The following is a 24,363-nucleotide window of genomic DNA, read 5'->3' on the forward strand; positions in this document are numbered from 1 at the left end:
CGCGGTCACCCCGGCAGCAACCGCCACAGGTGGTCGGGGGTGCCGGTGTCGCCGAACTGGACCACCTGGGCCGAATCGGCGTGCGACATGCCGTCGACCCCGAGCACCTTGCCCGAGTTCGCGTTCTGCACCCGCCACAGGCCGTCCGTGCCCGCCCGCAACCGCCACCGGTGGTCCGCGGTGCCGTTGTCCGCGAACTGCACGACGATCGCCGAGTCGGCGGTCGACATCCGGTCCACCCCGAGCACCTTGCCGGAGTGGGCGTTGCGGATGCGGAAGCACCCGTCGGTGTCGGGCACGAACTGCCAGCGGTGGTCGGCGGTGCCCGTGTCGCCGAACTGGACGACGCGCGCGGAGTCCGCCGTCGACATGCCGGCCACGGCGAGGACCTTCGTCGAGTTCAGGTTCTGGATCTTCACCGGCCCGTCGGGCACGACCCGCCAGAGGTGGTCGGCGGTGCCGTTGTCGTCGTACTGCACCACGCGCGCCGAGTCGGCCGTGGACATCAGGTCGACGCCGAGCACCCTGCCGGAGTGGGCGTTGCGCAGCCGGAACCAGCCGTCGCCGTTGTCCACCAGGTCCCACAGGTGGTCGCGGGTGCCGTTGTCGTCGAACTGCACGACCTGCGCGGAGTTCGCGGTGGACATGCCGTCGACGCCGAGCACCCTGCCCGAGTTCTCGTTGCGCACCTTCACCCGGCCGTTGCCCTGGTCCACCAGCCGCCACGCGTGGTCGGCGGTCCCGACATCGGCGAACTGGACGACCCTGGCCGAGTTCGCGGTCGACGCGCCGTCCACGGCGAGCACCTTGCCGCTGTTCTTGTTCTGCACGCGCAGCACCACACCGGGCGTGCCCCAGCCGCGTGACCCACCGGTCAGCGGGAACGACGTGATCCGGAGCCGCGCGGCGCCGGCCGGGATCAGCGTGACGTCGCGGACCGGCGCCCCGGTCGCGACCGGGCTGTCGCTCATCGTGGCGACGACGTCCTCGCTGTCCGCGGTCCAATCCGGGATGTCCTGCGCCTTCGCGGTGATCCTGATCGGCGCGGTGCCGAGGGTGAACGGGTCGTCGACGTCGCCGCCGGTCGTCACGGACATCGGCCGGCCGGGCACCAGGCCCACGTTCCACGGCGAACCCGCCGCGACCTCGTACGCGGGCCACGCCTCCGTGCCGCCGTAGCGCGTCCAACGCTCCTCCACGCGCAGTGAGAACGCCAGCGCGCCGTACTCGACCGAGACCGCGCCGTGGTTGTCGGGCCACGTCCGCGTGCGCGGCGCCATCGGCAGCCGCAGCACGAGGGTGTCGCCGTCGGACCAGGTCCGGGTGACGGTGGCGTACCGGGGACCGCCCTGGACGGCCACCGCCGCGCCGTTGACGGTCAGCACGGGGTCCGCGCACCACCCGGGCACCCGGACCGCGAACGGGAACGACAGCGGCCGGGGTGTCGCGACCCGGAACCGGATGGTGTCGCCGAACGGGTACGCGGTGTCCTCGGTGATGGTGACCGCGGTGCCGTCGCCGACCTTCACCGTGACCGCGGAAGGGCCGTACAGGGCGGCCACCACACCGCCGTCGGCGGTCGCCAGCCACATCTCCTCGACGAAGTAGGGCCAGCCCTGGCCGTAGTTGTGCGGGCAGCAGCGGTACTGGTCGACACCCGGCTGGTAGGCCAGCATCGCGAAGCCGTTCTGGAACTGGCGGCGGCGCTTGGGCACGTCGTCCAGCCGCACGGCGTTGGCGGGCGTGACGTAGTGCGCCACCCGTCCGGCCGGGTCGAGCGAGGCGGGCAGGAGGTTGAACGCCAGGTCCTCGGTGCGGTCGGCCCAGACGGCGTCGCCGGTCAACCGGGTGAGCAGCTCGTGGCTGCCCATGTACTCGACCACGCCGCACGTCTCGAAGCCCTGCCGGGGATCGCCGTAGCCGGGCCGGGCGTTCTCGTCGCCCGCGAACCCGCCGCCCGGGAACTGCCCGTACCGGCTCATCACGGTGTCGTAGTTGCGGTAGGCCGCCGCGCGGTCGGCGTCGTCACCGGAGAGCACGGAGAACTGCGCGGGTTCGCGGAACCCCTGCGCGATGTTCACGTTGTGCAGGGTCGGCAGGTCGCCGGTCCAGCTCGCGGAGAACCGGTGGATGCGGCGGGTCAGGTCGAGCAGCGCGGTGTCGCCGGTGCGGTTGTAGAGCCACAGGACCACGTCGATGGTGTCGCCCCAGCGGGTGGCGCCCCAGCCGTCGGCGAACACCGCGTCGGGTTGGCGCGCGGTGAAGGCGAAGAACCGGGTCAGCGCCCGGTCGACCCTGGTGTCGTCGTGGAACTCCGCCCACGACCGCAGGGCGTGCAGCATCGGCATGTGCGGCCACAGGTCGGCGTGGCCGTTGAGCGAGCCGCGCAACGCCGAGGGGCCGAAGAACCCGTCCGCCGCCTGGGTCGCGAGCACCGCCTCGACCCACCGCTGCGTGTCGCCCAGCACGCGGGCGTCCCCGGTGACGTAACCGAGGTCGCCGTAGCCGCGCAGCCAGTACGGCACCTCCTCCCAGCCGCCCAGCTCGGGGCGGACCCACCCGGTGGCGTCGAAGCGCAGGAAGTGCGAGACCTCCTGGAGGCGCCCGTTCAGGCCGTCGAGCTGCTTGTCCAGCTGGGTGGCCAACCAGCCGCGCGCCCGCACCGCGCCGGGCGGCAACCGGAGGAAGGCGGCCGGCCGCAACGGCGCGCGATGCGCCGGGTAGAACGGGCCGGCCTGCGCGGTGGCCGGGGGCGGTGCCGCGCCGGGGGCGGTGCCGGTGCCCGAGGTGAGGGCCGCGGCGGCGCCCGCGGTGAGGAACGTGCGACGTCGGATCGACATGTCGGCTCCCGGTCGTCGTCGACTTCGGCTCCGGACAGTTTTGCAACGTTGTACCAACGATGTGAATACGCCATGCGCGTCACGGGAGGTCGAGCGCGTCGGGCACGGACCCCCGAACTCGCGGCGGCGTGGGGATCAGCCGTCGCGGTGACGGCCAGTTGAGACTCGAAACTTCCGCGCAACGTCTGGTAGGTGGGTTGATCGCGACCGGATAGTGGCAGCGCTCGCCCGACGGAAGGGGTTTCGCGATGCGGTGGAGAACGGTGCTGTTGACCACTGGCCTGGTGCTCGGCCTGAGCTCGGCGCCGGCGAGCGCGGACGGACCGGTGATCGTCGACTCCACCCGGCACGGTGGCCGCACGGTCGCGTTCACCTTCGACGACGGGCCCAACCCGGCCGACACGCCACGCCTGCTCGAAGTGCTGCGCCGCCACCACGTCAAGGCCGTGTTCTGCCTCTGGGGCGACTACGTCGAGGCCAACCCGCAGCTGGTGCGCAAGATCGTCGCGGGCGGGCACACCCTCTGCAACCACAGCATGCACCACGACGACATGGGCCAGTGGACGCCCGAGCGGATCGAGGCCGACCTGAGGCAGACCAGCGCGGCGATCCACCGCGCCGCGCCCGGCGTGCCGATCCGCTACTTCCGCGCCCCCTACGGCAGCTGGGGGCAGAGCCCGCAGGTCGCGGCCAAGCTCGGCATGACCCCGCTCGGCTGGAAGCTCGCCATCGGCGACTGGGAGCCGCCGGGCGTCGACGAGCTGGTGCGCCGGGTGAAGGAAGGCCTCACCGACGGCGCGGTCGTCCTGATGCACGACGGCCCGAACGAGCGCGGCCAGACCGTGGACGCGGTGGCCCGGCTCATCCCCGAACTGCGCGCCGACGGCTGGCGCTTCGACCGTCCCGCCCGTCGCTGAGGAGTGCGAACCGTGAAGCGTGCCACGACGGCGGCGATGACCGCCCTGCTGCTCCTGCTGCCGACCGCGGCCTCCGCGTCGCCGCGACCGACCTGGGTCGGCGCGTGGGCCACCTCGCCCACCACCGTCCCCGCCTCGGACACCACGGCGTTCGAGGACCAGACGCTGCGCCAGGTCGTGCGCCTCAGCGTCGGCGGCGGCACGGTCCGCGTGCGGCTGTCCAACGAGTTCGGCTCGCAGCCGCTGGTGATCGGGGAGGCGCACGTCGCCCGGCGGGCGGGCACGGGCTCGGCGGTCCAGCCCGGCAGCGACCGGCGGCTGAGCTTCGGCGGACGCCCGTCCGCGACCCTGCCGCCCGGCACGCCGCTGCTCAGCGACCCGGTGGCGCTGCCCGTCGACGCCGACTCCGACCTCGTGATCAGCATCCACCTGCCGCAGCGCACGCTCGGGAACACCGTGCACGCGTTCCCGTTCCAGGACGGGTACGTCGCGGCGGGCAACGTCACCGGTCGCGCGGAGATCACCCCGACCGCCGTGCTCGGCAAGTGGCACTTCCTCACCGGAGTCAGCGTCACGGGCGGCAAGCGCGGTTCGACGGTGGTGGCGTTCGGCGACTCCATCACCGACGGCGCGGAGACCACGCGCGGCGCGAACCGGCGCTGGCCCGACGTCCTCGCCCGCCGCTTCCAGGACGAGCGGAGCCTGCGGCACCTGGGCGTGGTCAACGAGGGCATCAGCGGCAACCGGCTGCTGCACGACCCCAACCCGCCCGCCGGCCACCCGGCGGAGGGTTACGCGGCGTACTTCGGGCAGGCCGCCCTGCGCCGCTTCGACCGGGACGTGCTGGCCCAGCCCGGTGTCGGGCACGTCGTCGTGCTGCTCGGCGTCAACGACCTCGGCCACCCCGGCACGAGCGCGCCGCTGACGGAGAAGGTGACGGCGCAGGACATCATCGGCGCGCACCGGCAGCTGATCGCCCGCGCCCACGACCAGGGCCTGCGCATCCACGGCGGCACCATCACGCCGTTCCGGGGCGACACCTTCGGCTTCTTCAGCCCCGAGAACGAGGCCGCGCGCCAGACCGTCAACCACTGGATCCGCACCGGCGGGGAGTACGACGGCGTGATCGACTTCGACCGCGCCGTCCGCGACCCGCACCTCCCCGATCGCCTGCTGCCCGCCTACGACAGCGGCGACCACCTGCACCCGAACGACGCCGGCATGGCCGCGATGGCGGAGGCCGTGCCACTGCGCCTGTTCCGGTGACGCGGTGCGGGGCCGCCCACGACACCGGGCGGCCCCGCACCCGCGACGCCGGCCGCACGGCAGCCGGACCGTCAGCGAAGGGCGCGGAAGAAGCCCGGACGTCGTCGGCCCTCAACCCGGGCTCCAGGTGGGCGGCGCAGTGACCACCGGGCGCGTCGTGGCGAGTGCCCGGGGCAGACGTTGTGATCAAGGCGTTGATCGCCGAGGACATGCACCTCATCCGCCACGCGCTGGTGGCGCTGACCGACCTGCCCGGGGTGGACGGGCTCACCGCGGCCGGGCGGCTGCCCGAGCGGTTGCCGGAGTGCCGGGTGCTGGTGCTGACCGGGCACGGCAAGCCGGGCACCCTGCTGCGCGCCCGCGACGCCGGGTGGTTATGACGGGTCGTCGGGAATGGGCAATTTGCGAGAGGTCCGGCCGGGGCGGGCGGAGGTAGGCTCACGTCATACCCCTGGTGGGTATGGATTCGGAGGATGAACCGCATGTCCGAGGGAAACGGGGCGCTCTCCGACGAGGCGCGGCAGGCGGGGCTCGAGTTCGTGGTCAAGGGCATGAGCTGCGAGGGGTGCGCCGCCAGCGTGACCAACGCGGCCCGCCGGGTGCCCGGTGTCACGCGGGTCAAGCTCGACCTCGACGCCGCCACGCTGCGCGTCGTGGGCACGACCGACGTCGAGGCCGTGACCACGGCCGTCAAGAACGCGGGCTACGTGCTCGAGCGCGCGTGATGCCAGGTCGGCGCCGCCGCGGCCACGGCGGCGCCGACCATTCCCCGGTGGCGGGTCGCCGAGGCGGGCGCCCCGACTCGCGGGGGCGCGGCGCTACACCGACATCGACGGCACAAGTGGTCGGTGGGGGTGGTCGACGCCGAAGGCGCGCCAAGCGGCGGCCAACGCGGTGACGGCGGCGCTGATCACCGGCGGTTCGGCGGTGAACGGCAGCCGCAGCCGGTCGGCGCTGCGGCCCGTCGGGTCGAGCGAGCCGCCGGGCAGCACGGCCACCCCGTGCCGCAACGCCACCTGGGCGTAGGAGGCGGCGTCCGCGTCGGGCAGCCGCACCCACAGCGTCTGACCGCCCTCGGCGGGGGTGAACTCCCACTGCGGCAGCTCCTCCCGCACCCGCGCGCACAGGTGCTCGTGCTGCCGCCGCAACGCCGTGACGCGCTCGGACCGCACGGCGGCGAAGTCCGCCAGCAGCTCCACCGCCGCCAACTGGTCCAGCACGGCGCTGCCCAGGTCGTGCACGGCTTTGAAGCGGGCCAGCCGGGCGACGAGCGCCGCGTCGGCCCGCACCCAGCCGACCCGCAACCCGCCCCACACCACCTTGCTCAACGACCCCACCGTGATCGCGCCGGGATCGGGCGGCGCCGCCGGCGCCCCGCTCAGGTCCAGGTCGGCCAGCACCTCGTCGAACACCAGCGGCACGTCGCCGGCCGACCGGGTCAGGCGCGCCCGCTCCAACGGGCTCAGGGACGAGCCGGTGGGGTTGCGGAACGCGGGCATCGCGTACACCAGCGCCGGCGTGCGGCGGCCCAGCGCGCCCGCGAGGTCGTCGTCCGCGCGGACCACCGCGCCGACCTCCCGGAACAGGTCCAGCGCGCCGGGGTACGTCGGCGCCTGCACCAGCACCTCGTCACCCGGCCGCACGAGCGCGCGCGTCAGCAGCGCCAACGCCTGCTGCGCCCCCGTCGTCACCAGGACCTGGCCCGCGGTCGTCGGCACGCCGAGGTCCCGGTACCGGGCGGCGAGCGCCGCGCGCAACGCCGGGTGCCCGGACGGGTGGTAGCCCAGGTCCTCGCCCGCCAACCGGTCCGCCGCCCGCCGGTGGGCCTCGACCAGCCGGCCGGGCGGCGCCATCGGCCCGGCGCAGGCGAACTGGAGCACGCCGTCGGGCGGTTCCAGCAGGTTCACGAACATCGGGTTCGCGGTCTCCTCGCGGGCCGCCGCGCGCCCGCCCGACGACACCCACGTGCCGCTGCCGCGCCGCCGGGCCAACCGGCCCTCCTGCCGGAGGAGGTCGTACGCGGCGATCACGGTCGTCCGGCCGACCGCGAGCCCCGAGGCCAGCGACCGGTCCGGCGGCAGCACCGTCCCCGGCGGCAGCAGGCCCTCGTCGATCAGCTCGCGCAGGCGCGCCGCCAGCAGGAGGTACAGCGAGCCCCGGCCGGCGGACCAGCGCCCGAGCCTGCCCGCCAGGTCGTCGACCGGAATTGGCTTCATGATGAGACCAATCTAGGCGAATTGGCTCTCAACCCACACCGCTTCATGACCGATGCTCGGGTCATGCAAGCCGACACCCGCGTGGCCCGCACCGCCGTCCCCGCCTTGACCAGCACGCCCCTGTCCGTGCCGCTCTACCAGACCTCCAGCTTCGCGTTCGACGACCTGGACGCCCTCGCCGACGGGATGACCCGGCCGGACGGCGCGTTCGTCTACACCAGGTTCGGCAACCCGACCGTCCGGGCGCTGGAGGACGCGGTGGCGTCGCTCGAAGGCGGCACGGCCGCGTTGGCCACCTCGTCGGGCATGGGCGCGATCAACGCGGTGCTGCTCGCGAACCTCGAGTCGGGCGACCACCTGATCGCCCAGGGCGCGCTCTACGGCGGCACGCTCGCCCTGCTGCGCGACCTCGCGGAGCGCTGGGGCGTCGCGGTCACCTACGTGGGCGGCCACGACCCGGACGAGGTGCGGGCGGCGCTGAGGCCCGAGACGAAGGTGCTCTACCTGGAGACCATCGCCAACCCCACCGGCCACGTCAGCGACCTGCCCGCGCTCGGGGCCGCCGTGCCGGACGACGTCCTGGTGGTCGTGGACAACACGTTCGCGTCGCCGCTGCTGTGCCGGCCGATCGAGCACGGCGCGGACGTGGTCGTCCACTCGACCACCAAGTACCTCGGCGGGCACAGCGACGTGACCGGCGGCATCGCGGTGTTCGCCGACGACGCCCGGTACCGCTCGACCTGGAAGCACTCGGTCGAGCTGGGCGTCACCCCGGACCCGTTCGCGGCCTGGCTCACGATCCGCGGCCTGCGGACCCTGGCGCTGCGGGTGCGCAAGCACGAGGAGAACGCCGGGGTGCTGGCCCGCCGCCTGGCCCGGCACCCGGCGGTGCGCGTGGTGCACTGGCCCGGCCTCGACGCGCACCCCAGCCACGCGGTGGCGGCCAGGTTCCTCGACGGCTTCGGGAGCACGTTCTCGTTCGACGTGGCGGACGTCGAGGCGGGCCGGAAGTTCGTCACCGGCGTCGAGCTGGTCCGGCTCGCGCCGTCCCTGGGCGGCACGGAGACGCTGGTGCTGCACCCCGCCAGCACTTCCCACCGGCAGCTGGCCGAGGAGCAGCTCGCCGCGAGCGGCATCACCGGCGGCACGATCCGGCTGTCGGTGGGCATCGAGGACGCCGACGACCTGTGGCAGGACATCGCCCAGGCCCTGGACCGCTGACGGGGCGGCGCCGGCCACCCGTCGGCAGGCGCCCGCGTCCCGCCACACGGCCCACGAGCCGGGCCCTCCCGGCTCGTGGGCCGTGTGAAGCACCGGGTCGACGTCCACCGGTGCGCCTCGTGCGGAGCGTCCCGGGCCCGCCGGTGAGCACCGACAGCGTGGCCCCTTCGACGGAGTCGACAGTGGACAGCCGCCCTCCGGCGACGCCCGGTCGGCCGCGGCCACCGCGAGCGTCCGGTGCTTTCCGGGGCCGCTCATCGAGGCTTGACCGTTGCGTTATGCCGCGCCCGGCGCGGGCTCAGCAGGCCGAGTTGGTCTGGGTCAGCAGACCGAGCCGCCAGGGCAGCCGGTTGTAGTCACCGCCGGAGTTGGGATCCATGCCCTGGTAGAGGAAGCGCAGGCGGCACGGGCTGATCTCCATGAGCTGGTCGACGCCGGAGCGGAGCATCTCCCCGTGGCTGATGTCGCGGGTCCAGGCGCCGTTCGGGAAGGTGACGTTGTTGGCGCGCGCGAACGGGTTGGACTCCGTGTCGGCCAGCCCGGTCCACGGCCCGGTGATGGACGGCGCGGTCCAGGTGCGGAAGTAGCGCCTGCCGTCCGAGCCGATGGCCTCGTGCACCAGCAGGTACTGGTCCTTGCCCGCGACCTTGTAGACGTTGGACGCCTCGAACAGCCGGTTCCGGTCGGAGTCCTGGAGGGCGATCACGGTGTTGGTGAACCCGTTGGGGTAGTTCGCGACCGTGGTCTCCGACCGGTACAGGTGGCCGTTGTCGTCGGAGGAGAACAGGTAGCACTTGGCGGTGTCGCAGATGACCCAGAAGTCGACCCAGTAGCCGTTGCCGATGTTGTCGCGGATGATCTGCGGCATCCCGTTGGCGTAGAACTTCTTGGGCGCGCTCCACGACTGCGGGTCGGCGATGTCGGTCGTGGTGGAGTAGGACGCGTTGTCGCCGGTCTGGTAGACGAGGTACCAGAGGTTCTGCGGCGCGAAGAAGAACACGTGCGGCGCGGCCTTGTACCCGGTGCCGATCGCGGTGCGGTCGAGGTAGGTGTGCGGCGCGGAGGACGCCTGCGACCAGTCGGCGAAGCTGGTGTACATCAGGTTGTAGCCGGTGGTGTAGGTCGAGGCGAACACGTGCCACTTGCCGTTGTGGTAGACCACGCTCGGGTCCTTGACGGCCACGTTGGCGTGCGTCGAGTCCGGCTTCGGGCCGATGATCGCGCCGGTGGACGACCAGCGGAAGCTCGACGGCAGGCTGCCCGCGGGCCCCGTCGTCGTGGTGGTCGTGGTCGTCGTGGTGGTGCTGGTGGTCGTGCTGCTACTGCTGGTGGTGGTCGTGGTGGGGCCGACGTTCCCGGTGCACGCCGTGCCGTTCAAGGAGAACGAGGTCGGCGCGGGGTTGCTGCCGTTCCACGAGCCGTTGAACCCGAAGGCGACGCTCGCGCCGGTGGCGATGCCGCCGTTGTAGCTGACGTTCCGGGCGCTGACCTGGGCGCCGCTCTGCGTCACGGTGGCGTTCCAGGCTTGGGTGACGCTCTGGCCGGCGGGGTAGGACCAGGTGAGCGTCCACCCGGCGACGGGGTCGCCGAGGTTGGTGACGGAGACGTTCGCGCCGAACCCGCCGGACCACTGCGAGGTCACCGAGTACTCGACCGAGCAGCCCGCCGCCTCGGCGGCTTGCGCGGACAGCGCGACGGTCGTGCCGGCCAGGGTCAACCCGGCGAGGGCGAGGGCGGACAGGTGGGTGCGAAGTCGTGCGGGATGCCGCATCCCGGACTCCTCTCCAGTGAGGTCAGTGTCTTGTTAGCGCTAACAATCGAGACCGCGGCACACCGGACCACGACTTCGGGTCGCGGGGGCGCGGATTCGGGCGGAGGGGTCAGTCCTCCGGGGCGAGGTGTGCCGGGTGGGCGCCGGGAGTTCCCCCGGGCCTGCTCGCGTGCCGGCGCTGAAACATTTAGGAGTATCGAGCGAAACAGTTCGGAAGACAAGGGCCGGAGGGACGCACGGCTCTGCGACGAGCGTGCGTGACGCGCTTCGGGCTCAGGCGGGCGGCGCGGTGCTCTCGCGCACGACGAGCGTGGTGGCCAGCTCGACCCGCGGCTGGGCGAGTGGTCCGCCCGCGGCGAGGGTGAGCAGCATCCGGGCGGCCGTCGCGCCCATCTCGGCCAACGGCTGCCGCACGGTCGTCATCGGCGGGCAGCACCAGCGCGTGGCCTCGATGTCGTCGAAGCCGATCACGCTCAGGTCCTCGGGGATGCGCAGGCCGAGCCGCCACGCCGCGGTGTAGACGCCGAGCGCCTGGAGGTCGTTGCCGCACAGCACGGCGGTCGGCCGGTCCGGCCGGGTCAGCAGCTCCCGCCCCAGGGCGAGGCCCTGCTCGAAGGTGAACTCCCCGGTGCGCACGAGCCGGTCGTCCAGCGCCGTGCCCGCCGCGTCCAGCGCGGCGCGGCAGCCCTCCAGGCGGGCACGGGCGCCCAGCGAACGGGTCGGCCCGCCGATCACGCCGATCCGCCGGTGGCCCAGGTCGAGCAGGTGCCGCGCGGCCGTGATGCCGCCGCTCCAGTTCGTCGCGCCGACCGACGGGACGGCGTGCAGCGGTTCGCCGGACGGGTCGAGCGCCACCAGCGGGATCGCGCTCGCGGCCAGCAGCGCGTGCTGCTCCGGGGTGAACGCCGAGTACACCGCGATCACCCCGATCGGGTGCCTGGACAGCAACTTCTCGGCCCAGGACCGGCCGGGCGACGTCGGCTCGACCACCTCGGTGAACGCGACGGCCAGCTCGCGCTCCCGCGCCACCGGTTCGACGCCGCGCATGATCTCGACCGCCATGTGGCGTTCGAGCCCGTAGAACACCACTTCGAGGACGGCGGCGGGCGCGATGGCGTCCGGGCGCCGGTAGCCGTGCTCGCGCAGCAGGGCCTCGACCCGTTGCCGCGTCTCCGACGCCACGCCCGCCCGGCCGTTGAGCACCTTCGACACGGTCGGCTTGGACACCCCGGCGAGCCGGGCGATCGTCCCGACCGTCAGCTCACCGCGCCGCCGGCCGCGCCGCTGACCGTCCGCGGTGCTCCCCGTCACGGCCGAAGTGTACGTAGCCCGTCGGCACGGGCCGTCGATGAATCGTGGGACGCCCACGGGCGCCGGCGGTTCGGAGTGCCGAAGTGTCGTCACGGTCGATACGGCGATCCCTATGCGTGGCGGGCGCGAGCCGGGTGGTGGCGGAGCCGGCGGGGTGAATCCCACGCCCGCGCGTTGGATATGGTCCGATCCGAATCGCTCACCTACCGTGCTGGGAGGTAGACGTCCGGTGATCGGGCATCCCGACGAGCGCGATCTGGAACGGTGGGCGCGAGCGGACCTGGCCGCCCTGCGCGACGACCTGGACCACGCGCTCAACGCCGACGCGAGCTCGACGCACGGTTCGTCGGGCGTGCCGCGATCGTCCCGGTCGCCGTCGGACGCGGAGCTGATCGACGCCGTGCGCGGCGGGGAGATCCAGGCGTACGGGCAGCTGTTCGAACGGCACGTGCGCGCCGCCCGCAACCTGGCCCGGCACCTGGCCCGGTCGAGCGCGGAGGCCGACGACCTGGTGTCGGACGCGTTCGCCAAGGTGCTCGACACGCTGCGCGCGGGCGGGGGACCGGACTCCGCGTTCCGCGCCTACCTGCTGACCGCGTTGCGCCACACCGCCTACGACAAGACGCGGCGGGACAAGAAGCTCAAGCTGGCCGACGACGTGGAAGCCGTGACGGGCGTGGAGAAGGTCACCACGGTGCCGTTCCACGACCCGGCCGTGGCGACGCTGGAGCGGGCGCTGGCCACCAGGGCGTTCGCCAGCCTGCCCGAGCGGTGGCAGACGGTGCTGTGGCAGACCGAGATCGAGGGCCAGTCGGCCGCCGAGCTGGCGAAGCTGCTGGGGCTCACCGCGAACGGCGCCTCGGCGTTGGCCTACCGGGCGCGGGAAGGGCTCAAGACCGCCTACCTCCAGGCGCACCTCGCGCACAGCCCCACGGACCGCTGCCGCGCCACCGTCGCGAAGCTGGCCGCGTGGACCAGGGGCGGCCTCACCAAGCGGGAGACCGCCCAGGTGGAGGCTCACCTGGACGAGTGCCCGACGTGCCCCGCGATGGCCGCCGAACTGGCCGACGTCAACGGCACGCTGCGCGCCGTCGTCGCGCCGCTGGTGCTCGGCTCCAGTGTCTCGGGCTACCTGGCCACGACCGCCGCCACGGCGAAGGCGGGCACGGTGGTGGCAGGCGCAGGCGCAGGCGCAGGCGCAGGTGTGGGGGCGGGCGCAGGCGCCGGGGCGGCGGCCAACTCGGTCACGACGGCGCAGTGGCTCGGCATGGCGGCCTCGGCGACCGCGATGGCCGCGGCCGTGGCGCTGGGCCTCAACGCCGGGCACCAGGTGGCGGTGCCCGCGGTGCAGGCGCCGCCACCTGCGGCGACGGCCGACCGGGGGACGTCCGCGGTCATCGCGGGGACGTCCGTGCCCGCGACGGAGTCCGGCGCGCCGGCCAGCACGGCCGAACCGTCCGACCAGCCTTCCGACGAGGCGTCCGCACCCGACACGGCCGTCGTCACCACGACCGCGGGTCCCGCGCCCGGGCAGCCGCTGGTTCCCGAGGTGCCGGCCGGTTTCACCATGACCACCGGCGGACCGCCCGTCGACTTCCCCGTCGTCATCCACAACACCGGTCCGACGCCCCTGGCCCCCACCACGCTGGTGCTCTCGTTGCCGGAGGGCCTCCAGGTGGTGGGTTCGGGCCGGAACCTGCTGGGCGAACCGCTCCTGCGGCTGGAGGGCGCGGCCCGGATGGCGGTCGGTTGTCCGGCGGGAAAGGGCACCGTCACCTGCACGGCCGAGGGCGAGCTGCCGGCCGGTGACTCGGTGGTGTTCGTGCTGCGGTTGCTCGCGGGCCCGAAGTCCGTCGGCGGCACGATCAGCGGCACGGTCGCCGCGGGCGCCGGTGAGCCGGTTCCCGTCGAGGCGTCCGTCGTGGTCACGCCGAAGTAGCCGCCGGGTTTGGCCCGTCGACCCACCGGGTACTACCGCCTGACTCGTGCCTTGAGGGAACAGGGCAGCTGGAGGGTGGACCTATGAACACCGTCGAACCATCCCGGGACCGCGTCCGAACAGGCCTCCCGCACCTCCCTCCCGCACCGCGACCCGCACTGGTCTGAATCGTTCCCACCACGCTGGGTTGCACACGAGCGACAGGGGAGGCGATTCGGTGACCCCCACATCCGGCAGTCGCGGTCCGCGCGCGGGTTTCTCCTGCGAGTGCCGCACCGGCGAAGGCACCACGGTGATCACGGTGTCCGGCGAGGTGGACATCGTGGCGGCGGACCGGATCCAGGACTACCTCGTGCGCGACGGGTTGGGGCCGGACGGCATCCGGCTCGACCTGGGCGGGGTGACGTTCATGGGCGTCGCGGGCCTGGCGGTGCTGCTGCACGCGGCGGACCTGTGCCGCGACCACGGCATGGATTTGACGCTGGTGGCGTCACCCGAGGTCACGCGGGTCGTCAAGCTGATCGACGCGACCTCCGGGCTGGTCGACCACCTGATCCCGGTCGGCGCGGACCCGCGATGAGGTCGCGCTCACCGTTTGCGGGCGCGGCCCCGGGGAACCCGGCGGCTACGCCCTGAGCCACCAAGGGGAGTTCCTAGTATTGGAAGGCTCGTGTTGTGAACGTCGTCGAAGGGTCCTGTGACCACGTCGACTTCGATCTGGAGGACACCGTTCCACCGGTGCGCCGCGCGCGGAGGTGGATCACCGAGAACGTCCCGGAACTGGACAAGCGGACGCTGCTCGACCTGCTGCTGATCGCCGACGCGTTGCTCACCAACGCGTTCGAGCACGCCACAGCCCCGCGGCGGTTGCGGTTGAGCCACCGGTCCGGCGGGCACGTCCTGCGGGTGGAGGTCTACGACGCCAGCCCCGAACTGCTGCCCGTGCTGGGCAAGCCGGGCGGTCGGGGACTGCGCGACCGCGGTCTGCTGCTGGTGAACCGGTTGGCTTCGCGGTGGGGTGTGGACCCGCACAGGAGCTTCAAGACGGTGTGGGGCGAAGTCGTCACGTGACCGGGGGCTGTTGTCAGCCTTCGCCGCTCTTGCCGCCACCGCGTTTCCGGTCGTCGTCCTTCTTCTTGTCCTCGTGGTCGTCGTCCGCGTCGTCGATGCGTTGCGACGACAGGACTTCGTCCGCGTCGATCAGCGGCGTTCCGCCTTGGACCACGAGCCGCAGTCGGTGCGATTCGCGCGTCTTCCCGCCCCCGGGACCGGTGAGGTCGATGCCGACGGTGACGGTGTCGGCCCCGGCGGTCGCGGGCGGTGAGCTGACGGTGAGGGCTTTGACCTCCCGCCAGGACTTCTCGTACTGCGGGCGGCCTTGCGCGCGCAGGCCGGGCCCGAGCCGGTCCCAGGCCTGGGCGGTGTTCTTCGGCAGCAACGCGTAGTACTCCGCGACGGCCTGTTCCAGGCGGGCGGGGCCGGGGTCGTCGCCGGGCGCCGACGCGGCCGTGGTGGCGGACGGCGCAGGCGCGCTCGCGCCGGCGGTGTCGTCGGCGGACCGGTTCCCGTTCGTCAGCACCAGGGCCAGCACGACGAGTCCGACCACGGCCGCCGCTGCCACCGCGACGAGCCCCACCCGCCCGGTGCGCGCCGGCCGGGGCGCCAGGGCGGTCGGGTGCGCCCGCTGCGGGTCTGCCGACCACGCCGGGGCCGGGGCGGTCGGCGGTGCCGCCGGACTCCGATCGGGGGGCCGCGGCGCCAGGTCGGCCGGGTTCAGGTCCAGCCGGGTCGCGGCGGGCCGCGTCGCGGTCAGCGCGCGCAGCCGGTCGGCGGCCTGCGCCATCGTCGGCCGGGCGGCCGGATCGGTGCGCAGCAACTCCGCCAACACGTCGGTCAGCGGTCCGGCTCGCGTCGGCGGCGGGAAGCGGCCCGCGGCGACGGCGTGCAGCAGGGCGATCGCGTTGTCACCGTCGCCGAACGGCGGACGGCCCTCCACCGCCGCGTACAAGGTGCCGCCGAGCGCGAACACGTCGGACGCGTGCACCGGCTCGCCGCCGCGCGCGACCTCCGGCGAGAGGAACGCGGGCGTGCCGGCGAGCAGCCCGGTCCTGGTGACGGTGACGTCCCCGACCGCGCGGGCGATGCCGAAGTCCGTGATCTTCGCGGTGCCGTCGTCGGTCAGCAGGACGTTGCCCGGCTTGACGTCCCGGTGCACGATGCCGGCCGCGTGCGCCGCCGCCAGCGCGCCGGCGACCTGCGCCCCGATGGTCGCCACCCGCTCGGCGGGCAGCGGTCCGCGCGCGATCAGCTCGGCGAGGGTCCGCGCGGGCAGGTACTCCATGACGAGCACCGGCTTGCCCTCGTCCTGCACGACGTCGTGCACCGTCACCGCGTTCGGGTGCTGCAACCGGGCGGCGATCCGCGCTTCCCGCGCCGCCCGGCCCACCGCCGCCACCGGGTCGGCGCCCTCGGGCACCACGAGCTGCTTGAGCGCCACCACGCGGTCCAGGCGCTCGTCCAACGCCTGCCACACCACGCCCATCGCGCCCGCGCCCACCCGCCCGCGCAGCCGGTACCGCCCGGCCACCAAGCGCCCCACGTCCATCACCGGCGAACCCCGCTTTTCCCACGCCAACCGGACAACCTTACGTCCCCCGGCCGGTCCGGCCAGAGGTCGCGTCAGCGACCGCCCGCCGTCTTCGCCAGGTACACGGTGGCGGTCGCCTCGCGTTGTTGCAGCGGGTTGGGGAACCGGACGACCTCCGCGCCCACGTCGGCGAACCGGTCGGCCAGCGCCGCGGTGTAGTCCTCGTCCGGCGGGTCGTTGGACCACAGGGCGAACACGCCGCCGGGGTGCAGGCGCGCGGCCAGCCGGCGCAGGCCGTCGGGCTCGTAGAAGTCGGCGTTGCCGGGGTGCAGCAGGTGCCGGGGCGAGTGGTCGATGTCGACGACGATCGCGTGGAACAGGCGGTCGGGGTCGGTCGGGTCGAGGCCGCCGTCGGAGCGCGCCAGCGCGAAGAAGTCGTCGTGGACGAGCCGGCAGCGCGGGTCGGAGGCCAGTTCCTGCCCGCCGGGCAGCAGCCCGCGCCGGTGCCAGTCGATGACCTCGCCGAGCGCGTCGACGACGACCAGCGACCGCACGGCCGGGTTCTCCAGCACGGTTCGGGCGGTGTAGCCGAGGCCCAGCCCGCCCACGACGACGTCCAGCGGCGCGGGCAGGTCGGCGAGCGCCAGGCGCGCCAGCTCCACCTCCGACACGGTGAACAGGCTCGACATCAGGAACTCGTCGTTGAGCTTGATCTCGTGCACCTCGCGGTCGAACACCGGGTCCCAGCGGCGGCGCAGGACGAGTTCGCCCAGCGGGGTCTGACGCCAGTCGAGCTCCTGGAAACGCGCGCTCATCGGGTTCCACCTCCGGGTCGGCCGCCCATCGTCGCAGCAGGCCCCCGACCGGGGTGACGGCGGGGCCGGGCCGCTCCTCGACGGCTAGGCCGGCGCGTCGAGGAGCTCGGCGAGCAGTCCTCGGACCCGGCGGTCGATGTCGTCGCGGATGGGGCGCACCGCGTCCAGGCCCCGGCCCGCCGGGTCGTCGAGCTCCCAGTCGAGGTAGCGCTTGCCGGGGAAGACGGGGCAGGAGTCGCCGCAGCCCATGGTGATGACGACGTCCGAGGCCTCGACGTCCCCGGTGGTGAGCTTGGCCGGCACCTCGGCGGTGATGTCCAGGCCCAGCTCGGCCAGCGCGGCGGCGGCGGCCGGGTTGACCCGGTCGGCGGGGGCGGAGCCGGCGGAGCGGACGGTGACGCGGCCCAGCGCGTAGTGCCGCAGGAGCGCGGCGGCCATCTGGGAGCGACCGGCGTTGTGGACGCAGACGAACAGGACTTCGGGTTGCTCGCGGCTCAACGGACCTGTCCTTCGGTGACGGGCGCGGCGGGCGCCTCGGTGGTGGGCTGGAGGGGGTGGAGCGCGCGCAGCAGCGGCACGGCGACCGCGATGGCGACGACCTGCGCCAGCACGAAGACCGGCACGGAGGAGGGCGCGATCCCGGCGAAGGTGTCGCTGAACACGCGGCCCGCGGTGAGGGCGGGGTTGGCGAAGCTGGTGGAGCTGGTGAAGAAGTACGCCGCGCCGACGTAGGCGCCCACGGCGGCCGGCGCGAGGGCGGCCCGGCCCGACCGGACGAGCGAGAAGATCACCAGCAGCAGGCCGGTGGTGGCCACGACCTCCGACACCCCGTGCGCGGCGGTGGCGCGCTCGGTCGTGCTGATGCCGACCGGCGCGGCGTCGAACATGACGTTGGCCAGCACCGCGCCGCTGACGCAGCCGAGCACCTGCGCCAGCGCGTACGACGGCACGTCGCGCCACGGCAGGCCGCGGAACACGGCGTCGACCACGGACACGACGGGGTTGAAGTGGCCGCCGCTGACCGGGCCGAAGACCAGGATGATCGCGTAGAGGCCGACGGCGGTGGCGGCGGCGTTCTCCAGCAGTTGCAGGCCGACGTCGCCGGGGGAGAGGCGTTGGGCGGCGATGCCGGAGCCGATCACCAGGGCGGCGAGCAGCAGGCTGCCGAGGTACTCGGCCAGCAGCCGGTGAGGGAGCGGGCGGGGCATGGGTGGTCCCTCTTCAGGCGGGGCGGACGGCGGGCGCGAGGCGGTCGACGCGGTCGGCGAGGTCGCGGTAGGCGGCGTCGAACGCGGCCGGCGTGCCGACGGCGGCCGGGTCGGGCACGGACCAGTGCAGCCGGTCGTCGTGGTCGGTGAGCTCTTCGTGGGCGTTGTCGCACACCGCGACCAGGAGGTCGTCGTCGCGCAGCACGTCGTCCAGGTGGTGGGTGCGGGCACGGGCCAGCGGCAGCCCGTGCGCGCGGGCCGCGGCGACGGCCAGCGGGTGCACGCGCTCGGCGGGGCGGGTGCCCGCGCTCGCCGCCGGCACCGGGCTGCGCCGCTTCCACAGCGCGGCGGCCAGTTGCGAGCGCGCGGAGTTGTGGCTGCACACGAACACCACCCGCGGCGCCCGCCGCAGGACGCTGGGCACGAGGTCGGCGAGCGCGGCGGTGCGCAGGCGCAGGTAGGTGCGCCGGTGGTCGCCCTCCGACCGGGACCGCTCCACGACGCCCGCCTGCTCGAGCAGCTTCACGTGGTGGGCGAGGAGGTTGCTGGGCAGCCCGAGCCTGCGACCGACCTCGCCGGGCGAGGCGTCGCCGAGCACGAGCAGGTCGACCAGGGCGAGCCGGGCGGGCTCGCCCAGGGCCGCGTGCACGCGTGCGCGCGCCACCGTTCCCGAAGGCCAGTCAGTACTCATTGACTCAATGATGCTTGAGCTACTGGCCGGGAGTCAACCGGGTGGGCGCTCCGGTCAGTGCGAGCCGGTGAGCTGCCCGGTGAGCTTGCGGTGCCGCTGTTCGCTGTGCGGGTTCAGGCCGGTGATCTCGGCTTCGACGCCTCGCGCCGCGAACTTGGCGGTGACGGTGTCGAGGGTGGCGACGGCGGAGCTGTCCCACACGTGCGCGCCGGAGAGGACGATGACGACCTTGTCGAGATCCTCGGTGTAGTCGAACGAGTGCGCCAGCTCGTTGGTGGAGGCGAAGAACAGCTCACCGGTCAGCGCGTAGACCCGGAGGCGGCCGTCGGGGTCCAGGACGCTGGAGACGCCGACCAGGTGGGCGACGCGGCGGGCGAAGAAGATCGCGGCCGGCAGGGCGCCGGCGACCACGCCGAGGGCGAGGTCGTGGGTGGCCACGACGACGCCGGCGGTCACCACCACGACGGCGGTCTCGCTGCGCGGCGCGCGGCGCAGGCCGGCGGGCGTGACGCTGGACCAGTCGAACGTGCTGATCGACACGAAGACCATCACCGCGACGAGCGCGGCCATCGGGATGAGGGAGACGACCGGGCCGAGGGCGTAGACCAGGACCAGCAGGAACACGCCGGCGGCCAGGGTGGACAGCCGGGTCCGGCCGCCGGACTTGGCGTTGATGATGGACTGGCCGATCATCGCGCAGCCGGCCATGCCGCCGAGGAAGCCGGTGGCGATGTTGGCGATGCCCCGCCCCCGGACCTCCCCACGACGGCGAGCGTGAGGGCGTAGGGCGCGATGACCACCAGCGTCTCCACCGTGAACGGCACCATCGGCAGGCCGAAGAACGGCAACGGGTCGGGCAGGTCGCCCATGTCGCCCATGTCGCCCACCGTGGGCACGTCGACGTGCGGGAACACCGTCAGCGAGGTGATCACCACGATCGCGACCAGCGGCGAGGGGACGGCTCTGGTGAGCTTCGGCAGCAGGTAGATGACGCCCAGGCCGAACGCGGCCGGCGCGATGACCGGCCAACCGCCGCCCGTGATGTGCGGGATCTGGGCGGTGAACAGCAGGATCGCCAGGGCGTTGACGAAGCCGACCATGACGGTGCGGGGCACGTACCGCATCAGCCTGTGCACCCCGACCAGCCCGAACACGATCTGGAACGCGCCGGTGAGGACCGTGGCGGCGAACATGTGCTCCACGCCGTGGTCGCGCACCAGGGGCACCGTCACCAACGCCATCGCGCCCGTCGCGGCGGAGATCATGCCGGGACGCCCGCCGGCGAAGGCGGTGATGATCGCGACGGTGAACGAGGCGTACAGGCCGACCTCGGGGTCGACCCCCGCGATGATCGAGAACGACAGCGCCTCGGGGATCAGCGCGAGCGGGCAGGGCTGCTCGGGTGGTGAACAGGGGGTGATCCCGGCGCACGACGACGGGCGCGGGTGTGCCTGCCTCGTGGTGGGCGGGAAGGGCGGGGTGCGCCGCGAGGGTGAACCGATGGTGAGCAAGCTCTCCGGCCACCACCGGTGACGGGTGGGACGGCCTGCGGCGGCCCGCCGGAGGACCGGACCACGTCCCCGGCCGGGCCACCGCCACGGTTGCCGACCCGCCCCGGTCCGCGCCCGAGCTGAACCTGCGGCGGCCGGCGGCCGCGGTGGTGTGCCGGGTGCCGCCGGCCGGTGGGCCGCGCCGCCTGCTCTCAGGCCTCGATGACCACGGGGATGACCACCGGGCGGCGGCGGTGGGTCCGGTACGCCCAGTTCTGCACCTCGCGCGCGATCAGCCGTTCGAGCTCCTCGAAGTCGGTGACGCCGCGTTCGCTCGCGCCGACCAGGGCCTTCTCGATGGCGGGGATCGCGGGCCGGAAGGTGGAGGCGTCGTGCTCGAAGCCGTGCGCGATGAAGTCCGGCGGCTCGGCGAGCCGGCGCGAGTCGATGTCGACGATCGCCACGACGGTGATGACGCCTTCCTCGCCCAAGGTCCGGCGCTGGGCCAGCGAGGCCTCGGTGACGCCGCCGACGGTCTGCCCGTCGACGTAGACGTTGTGGATCTCGACCTTGCCGGTGATGCGGGCCCGGCCGTCCTGGAGGTCCACCACGTGGCCGTTCGCGGCGATCGGCACGCGGTCGCGGTCCACGCCGGTGCGCACGGCCAGCTCGGCGTTGGCGCGCAGGTGGCGTGCCTCGCCGTGCACCGGCAGCACGTTCGACGGCTGCACGATGTTGTAGCAGTAGACGAGTTCGCCCGCGCTGGCGTGGCCGGAGACGTGGACCTTCGCGTTGCCCTTGTGCACGACGTTCGCGCCGCGGTCGGTCAGGCCGTTGATGACCCGGTAGATGGCGTTCTCGTTGCCGGGGATGAGCGAGCTGGCCAGCAGCACGGTGTCGCCCTCCTCGACCTGGATCGAGTGGTCGCCGCCCGCCATGCGGGACAGCGCGGCCATCGGCTCGCCCTGCGAGCCCGTGCAGACCAGGGTCACCTGCTGCGGCGGCATCCGGTCCATGCGCTTGATGTCGACGACCAGGCCGTCGGGCACCTTGAGGTAGCCCAGCTCGGTGGCCACGCCCATGTTGCGGACCATGGAGCGCCCCACGAAGGCGACCTTGCGGCCGTGGGCGTGGGCGGCGTCGAGTACCTGCTGGATGCGGTGCACGTGGCTGGCGAAGCTGGACACGATGACCCGGCGCGGCGTGGTGCGGAACACCTCGTCGATGGCCGGGGCCAGGTCGCGCTCGGAGGTGGTGAAGCCGGGCACGTCGGCGTTGGTGGAGTCGACCAGGAACAGGTCGACGCCCTCCTCGCCGAGGCGGGCGAAGCCGCGCAGGTCGGTGATGCGGCCGTCGAGGGGGAACTGGTCCATCTTGAAGTCGCCGGTGTGCAGCACGAGGCCGGCGGCGGTGCGGATGGCGACCGCGAGGCTGTCCGGGATGGAGTGGTTGACCGCCAGGAACTCCAGGTCGAACGGGCCGCGCGCGAACCGCTGCCCCTCCTTGACCTCCACCGTGACCGGCGTGATGCGGTGCTCGACGAGCTTGGCGGCGAGCAGGCTCAGGGTCAGGCGGGAGCCGACGACGGGGATGTCGGCCCGCTCGCGCAGCAGGTACGGCACGCCGCCGATGTGGTCCTCGTGGCCGTGGGTCAGCACGACGGCGACCACGTCGTCCAGCCGGTCGCGCATCCAGGTCCAGTCCGGCAGGATCACGTCCACCCCGGGCTGGTGCTCCTCGGGGAACAGCACACCGCAGTCGACGACGAGCAGCTTGCCCTCGTGCTCGAACACGGTCATGTTCCGGCCGATCTCACCGAGCCCGCCGAGGGCGATGACGCGCAGCGCGCCGGGGGTGAGGGCCGGGGGAGGGGTGGAGGTTCGAGCCATGGTCACACCCTCACGTTACGTGAGGGTGTTCGCGCCTGCACAGCCGCCCCGGGTTCCGCGCGCTCAGCCGCGCGGCAGACGGGCCCGGAGGCTGCCGGCGAAGTCCTCGGCGATCCGCAACTGGGCCCGCAGCTCCTCGCAGCGCTCCTCGGCCGTGGTGTGGAACTGCGCGAGGCGGTCGAGGTGCTTGTCGCGGTCGGCGTCGTCGAGGGCGGAGAGGGCGTCGAGGATGGTCAGCAGCTCGCGCATCTCCTCCAGCTGGAAGCCGAGCGGCTTCATGCGCTTGACCACCTGGAGGCGGTCGACGTCGGGCTCGGTGTAGAGGCGGAACCCGCCCTGGCTGCGGGCGCTGGGCACGACCAGGCCGACTTCCTCGTAGTAGCGGATCGTGCGCAGCGACAGGCCAGTACGGTCGGCCACCTCGCCGATCTGCATGTGCCCGCCCACAAGATCCCTTCCGACGCCTAATACGTTCGACCATTGTGGCACCCGGTGCGGCACGACCGGAGGCTACCGTAACGTGAGGGTAGATTTTGTGGTATCAGCCGAGTCCGGGAGAAACAGCGAATGACCACCGCAGGTTCGGTGACGGCCCCACCCGCCGACGTGCTGCGGGAGGCGGATCGGCGACGCACGTTCGCGGTGATCAGCCACCCCGACGCGGGCAAGTCCACGTTGACCGAGGCGCTCGCGCTGCACGCGCGGGTGATCTCCGAGGCGGGCGCGGTGCACGGCAAGGCCGGCCGGCGCGGCGTGGTGTCGGACTGGATGGAGATGGAGAAGGCGCGGGGCATCTCCATCACCTCGGCGGCGCTGCAGTTCGCCTACGGCGACGCCGTCGTCAACCTGCTCGACACGCCCGGTCACTCCGACTTCTCCGAGGACACCTACCGGGTGCTCGCGGCCGTCGACTCGGCGGTGATGCTGCTGGACGCCGCCAAGGGCCTGGAGCCGCAGACGCTCAAGCTGTTCGACGTGTGCCGGCACCGGGGCATCCCGGTGATCACGTTCGTCAACAAGTGGGACCGGCCCGGCCGTGACGCGCTGGAGCTGTGCGACGAGCTGGTGGAGCGCATCGGGTTGCAGCCGATGCCGCTGACCTGGCCGGTCGGCGAGGCCGGTCACTTCCGGGGCGTGGTGGACCGCCGCGACGGGCAGTTCATCCGCTACTCGCGCACCGCCGGCGGCGCCACGGCCGCCGCCCAGGAACGCCTCGACCCCGCGCGGGCGGAGGCCGAGGAAGGCGCCGAGTGGACGCGCGCGGTGGAGGAGCTGGACCTGCTGGCCGCCTCGGGCGGCGACTTCGACCTCGACCGCTTCCTGGCCGCGTCGGCCACGCCGGTGCTGTTCGGCTCGGCGGTGCTCAACTTCGGCGTGCGGCACCTGCTGGACCTCCTGGTCGACCTCGCGCCCCGGCCCACCCCGCGCCCGGACGTCGACGCGCGGCCCCGCGGGCTGGACGCGCCGTTCTCCGCGTTCGTGTTCAAGGTCCAGACCGGCATGGACCCGTCGCACCGGGACCAGGTCGCGTTCGCCCGCGTCTGCTCCGGCGTGTTCGAGCGGGGCATGGTGGTCACCAACGCCACCACCGGCAAGCCGTTCGCCACCAAGTACGTCCAGCAGGTGTTCGGGCAGCAGCGCTCCACATTGGACGTCGCGTACCCGGGCGACGTGATCGGGCTCGTCAACGCGCACTCGCTGAGGGTCGGCGACACGCTCTACACCGACAAGCCGGCTGTGCGGTTCCCCGGCCTGCCCAGCTTCGCGCCCGCGCACTTCGCGGCGGTCCGCCCGGCGGACCTGAGCCGGTCCAAGCAGTTCCGCAAGGGCATCGAGCAGCTGGGGGCGGAGGGGGTCGTGCAGATCCTGCGCTCGGCGCGACGCGGCGACGGCGCGCCGGTGTTCGCCGCCGTCGGACCGATGCAGTTCGAGGTCGCCGCCCACCGCCTGGACGCCGAGTTCAAGTCGCCCGTGCGCTTGGACCGGCTGCCCTACACCGTGGTGCGGCGGCTGCCCGACCCCGCGCACCAGCCCCTGGTCGACAACAACCGCGGCGAGGTACTCACCCGCGCCGACGGCACCCACCTGGCGCTGTTCCCCGACTCCACCGCCCTGGGCGTGCTCAAGCGACTGCACCCCGAAGTGGTGCTGGAGCCGCTCGTCGCGGGCACCGACTGACCGGGGCCCCGGCCCGGCGCGCCC

Annotated in this window: 21 protein-coding genes and 1 pseudogene; 9 read left to right on the forward strand and 13 right to left on the reverse strand. The window is 73.3% G+C overall.

Annotated elements, in window-relative coordinates; translation table 11 throughout:
- Window positions 1–5: 5 nt before the first annotated feature.
- Window positions 6–2,840 carry an RICIN domain-containing protein gene (locus EDD40_RS40235; protein WP_123747523.1) on the reverse strand — a complete coding sequence of 945 codons (2,835 nt, stop codon included), beginning with the start codon at window positions 2,838–2,840 and terminating at the stop codon, window positions 6–8.
- A gap of 263 nt (window positions 2,841–3,103) precedes the next feature.
- On the opposite strand from EDD40_RS40235, the gene EDD40_RS40240 reads away from it, so the two are divergent.
- The 4 genes and pseudogenes from EDD40_RS40240 (at window position 3,104) to EDD40_RS40255 (ending at window position 5,748) form a co-directional block, all read left to right on the forward strand.
- Entirely contained in the window at window positions 3,104–3,757 is a 654-nt protein-coding gene (locus EDD40_RS40240; RefSeq protein ID WP_246038248.1) for a polysaccharide deacetylase family protein, read from the forward strand.
- Between the two features lie 12 nt (window positions 3,758–3,769).
- Window positions 3,770–5,023: an SGNH/GDSL hydrolase family protein gene (locus EDD40_RS40245; RefSeq protein WP_246038250.1), complete on the forward strand. Its 1,254-nt coding sequence runs from the start codon at window positions 3,770–3,772 to the stop codon at window positions 5,021–5,023.
- A 182-nt stretch (window positions 5,024–5,205) separates the two neighbouring features.
- Window positions 5,206–5,391 (forward strand): annotated as a pseudogene (locus tag EDD40_RS40250) (response regulator); the annotation flags it as partial.
- A gap of 114 nt (window positions 5,392–5,505) precedes the next feature.
- A complete protein-coding gene (locus EDD40_RS40255; protein WP_123747526.1) occupies window positions 5,506–5,748 on the forward strand; it encodes a heavy-metal-associated domain-containing protein in 243 nt (80 codons plus the stop codon).
- A gap of 93 nt (window positions 5,749–5,841) precedes the next feature.
- On the opposite strand, the gene EDD40_RS40260 is transcribed toward EDD40_RS40255, so the two are convergent.
- Entirely contained in the window at window positions 5,842–7,239 is a 1,398-nt protein-coding gene (locus EDD40_RS40260; RefSeq protein WP_123747527.1) for an aminotransferase-like domain-containing protein, read from the reverse strand.
- A 63-nt stretch (window positions 7,240–7,302) separates the two neighbouring features.
- Between EDD40_RS40260 and EDD40_RS40265 the strand changes: the two genes are divergently transcribed.
- On the forward strand, window positions 7,303–8,460 hold the full coding sequence (locus EDD40_RS40265; protein ID WP_123747528.1) for a trans-sulfuration enzyme family protein: 1,158 nt from the start codon (window positions 7,303–7,305) through the stop codon (window positions 8,458–8,460).
- Window positions 8,461–8,758: 298 nt separating this feature from the next.
- Here EDD40_RS40265 and EDD40_RS40270 read toward each other — a convergent pair whose 3' ends face one another.
- On the reverse strand, window positions 8,759–10,231 hold the full coding sequence (locus tag EDD40_RS40270; protein WP_123747529.1) for a glycoside hydrolase family 62 protein: 1,473 nt from the start codon (window positions 10,229–10,231) through the stop codon (window positions 8,759–8,761).
- A gap of 273 nt (window positions 10,232–10,504) precedes the next feature.
- The gene (locus EDD40_RS40275; protein WP_123747530.1) at window positions 10,505–11,542 is read right to left on the reverse strand and encodes a LacI family DNA-binding transcriptional regulator; all 1,038 of its coding nucleotides are present in this window, start codon (window positions 11,540–11,542) and stop codon (window positions 10,505–10,507) included.
- 229 nt (window positions 11,543–11,771) lie between these two features.
- Between EDD40_RS40275 and EDD40_RS40280 the strand changes: the two genes are divergently transcribed.
- The 3 genes from EDD40_RS40280 to EDD40_RS40290 all read left to right on the forward strand — a co-directional run bounded on the left by EDD40_RS40280 (window position 11,772) and on the right by EDD40_RS40290 (window position 14,552).
- Window positions 11,772–13,481, forward strand: a complete 1,710-nt coding sequence (locus tag EDD40_RS40280; protein WP_170185384.1) for a sigma-70 family RNA polymerase sigma factor — start codon at window positions 11,772–11,774, stop codon at window positions 13,479–13,481.
- A 217-nt stretch (window positions 13,482–13,698) separates the two neighbouring features.
- Window positions 13,699–14,061 (forward strand): anti-sigma factor antagonist, encoded by a 363-nt coding sequence (locus EDD40_RS40285; RefSeq protein WP_170185385.1) that lies wholly within the window; start codon window positions 13,699–13,701, stop codon window positions 14,059–14,061.
- A gap of 158 nt (window positions 14,062–14,219) precedes the next feature.
- Window positions 14,220–14,552, forward strand: coding sequence for an ATP-binding protein (locus EDD40_RS40290; RefSeq protein WP_148089069.1), 333 nt, complete (start codon window positions 14,220–14,222; stop codon window positions 14,550–14,552).
- Window positions 14,553–14,565: 13 nt separating this feature from the next.
- On the opposite strand, the gene EDD40_RS40295 is transcribed toward EDD40_RS40290, so the two are convergent.
- The 9 genes from EDD40_RS40295 to EDD40_RS40330 all read right to left on the reverse strand — a co-directional run bounded on the left by EDD40_RS40295 (window position 14,566) and on the right by EDD40_RS40330 (window position 22,596).
- Window positions 14,566–16,116: a serine/threonine-protein kinase gene (locus tag EDD40_RS40295; protein WP_342777811.1), complete on the reverse strand. Its 1,551-nt coding sequence runs from the start codon at window positions 16,114–16,116 to the stop codon at window positions 14,566–14,568.
- 44 nt (window positions 16,117–16,160) lie between these two features.
- Window positions 16,161–16,883 (reverse strand): spermidine synthase family protein, encoded by a 723-nt coding sequence (locus EDD40_RS40300; protein ID WP_123747535.1) that lies wholly within the window; start codon window positions 16,881–16,883, stop codon window positions 16,161–16,163.
- Between the two features lie 84 nt (window positions 16,884–16,967).
- Window positions 16,968–17,381, reverse strand: a complete 414-nt coding sequence (locus EDD40_RS40305) for an arsenate-mycothiol transferase ArsC (RefSeq protein WP_123747536.1) — start codon at window positions 17,379–17,381, stop codon at window positions 16,968–16,970.
- Window positions 17,378–18,091, reverse strand: coding sequence for an aquaporin (locus EDD40_RS40310; protein ID WP_123747537.1), 714 nt, complete (start codon window positions 18,089–18,091; stop codon window positions 17,378–17,380). Before EDD40_RS40310 ends, EDD40_RS40305 begins: the two co-directional genes overlap by 4 nt.
- 13 nt (window positions 18,092–18,104) lie before the next feature.
- Window positions 18,105–18,782, reverse strand: a complete 678-nt coding sequence (locus EDD40_RS40315) for an arsenate reductase/protein-tyrosine-phosphatase family protein (RefSeq protein WP_123747538.1) — start codon at window positions 18,780–18,782, stop codon at window positions 18,105–18,107.
- A gap of 54 nt (window positions 18,783–18,836) precedes the next feature.
- The gene (locus EDD40_RS44675; protein ID WP_342777812.1) at window positions 18,837–19,490 is read right to left on the reverse strand and encodes an STAS domain-containing protein; all 654 of its coding nucleotides are present in this window, start codon (window positions 19,488–19,490) and stop codon (window positions 18,837–18,839) included.
- On the reverse strand, window positions 19,472–20,293 hold the full coding sequence (locus tag EDD40_RS44680) for a SulP family inorganic anion transporter (protein ID WP_342777813.1): 822 nt from the start codon (window positions 20,291–20,293) through the stop codon (window positions 19,472–19,474). The genes EDD40_RS44675 and EDD40_RS44680 overlap by 19 nt, the downstream gene beginning before the upstream one ends.
- A 191-nt stretch (window positions 20,294–20,484) precedes the next feature.
- A complete protein-coding gene (locus EDD40_RS40325; protein ID WP_123748649.1) occupies window positions 20,485–22,161 on the reverse strand; it encodes a ribonuclease J in 1,677 nt (558 codons plus the stop codon).
- Window positions 22,162–22,224: 63 nt separating this feature from the next.
- Window positions 22,225–22,596 carry a MerR family transcriptional regulator gene (locus EDD40_RS40330; RefSeq protein ID WP_123748650.1) on the reverse strand — a complete coding sequence of 124 codons (372 nt, stop codon included), beginning with the start codon at window positions 22,594–22,596 and terminating at the stop codon, window positions 22,225–22,227.
- A 132-nt stretch (window positions 22,597–22,728) separates the two neighbouring features.
- Here EDD40_RS40330 and EDD40_RS40335 point away from each other — a divergent pair, with 132 nt between their 5' ends.
- Window positions 22,729–24,339, forward strand: a complete 1,611-nt coding sequence (locus tag EDD40_RS40335) for a peptide chain release factor 3 (RefSeq protein WP_123747539.1) — start codon at window positions 22,729–22,731, stop codon at window positions 24,337–24,339.
- Window positions 24,340–24,363: the final 24 nt, after the last annotated feature.

The organism is Saccharothrix texasensis (assembly GCF_003752005.1).
Taxonomy (GTDB): Bacteria; Actinomycetota; Actinomycetes; order Mycobacteriales; family Pseudonocardiaceae; genus Actinosynnema; species Actinosynnema texasense.

Bases quoted from the DNA above. Each gene is read 5' to 3' on its own strand.
- EDD40_RS40235 (WP_123747523.1), bottom strand. From the start codon at position 2,840: ATGTCGATCCGACGTCGCACGTTCCTCACCGCGGGCGCCGCCGCGGCC.
- EDD40_RS40255 (WP_123747526.1), top strand. From the start codon at position 5,506: ATGTCCGAGGGAAACGGGGCGCTCTCCGACGAGGCGCGGCAGGCGGGG.
- EDD40_RS40260 (WP_123747527.1), bottom strand. From the start codon at position 7,239: ATGAAGCCAATTCCGGTCGACGACCTGGCGGGCAGGCTCGGGCGCTGG.
- EDD40_RS40265 (WP_123747528.1), top strand. From the start codon at position 7,303: ATGCAAGCCGACACCCGCGTGGCCCGCACCGCCGTCCCCGCCTTGACC.
- EDD40_RS40270 (WP_123747529.1), bottom strand. From the start codon at position 10,231: ATGCGGCATCCCGCACGACTTCGCACCCACCTGTCCGCCCTCGCCCTC.
- EDD40_RS40300 (WP_123747535.1), bottom strand. From the start codon at position 16,883: ATGAGCGCGCGTTTCCAGGAGCTCGACTGGCGTCAGACCCCGCTGGGC.
- EDD40_RS40310 (WP_123747537.1), bottom strand. From the start codon at position 18,091: ATGCCCCGCCCGCTCCCTCACCGGCTGCTGGCCGAGTACCTCGGCAGC.
- EDD40_RS40315 (WP_123747538.1), bottom strand. From the start codon at position 18,782: ATGAGTACTGACTGGCCTTCGGGAACGGTGGCGCGCGCACGCGTGCAC.
- EDD40_RS44675 (WP_342777812.1), bottom strand. From the start codon at position 19,490: ATGGCCGGCTGCGCGATGATCGGCCAGTCCATCATCAACGCCAAGTCC.
- EDD40_RS40325 (WP_123748649.1), bottom strand. From the start codon at position 22,161: ATGGCTCGAACCTCCACCCCTCCCCCGGCCCTCACCCCCGGCGCGCTG.
- EDD40_RS40330 (WP_123748650.1), bottom strand. From the start codon at position 22,596: ATGCAGATCGGCGAGGTGGCCGACCGTACTGGCCTGTCGCTGCGCACG.
- EDD40_RS40335 (WP_123747539.1), top strand. From the start codon at position 22,729: ATGACCACCGCAGGTTCGGTGACGGCCCCACCCGCCGACGTGCTGCGG.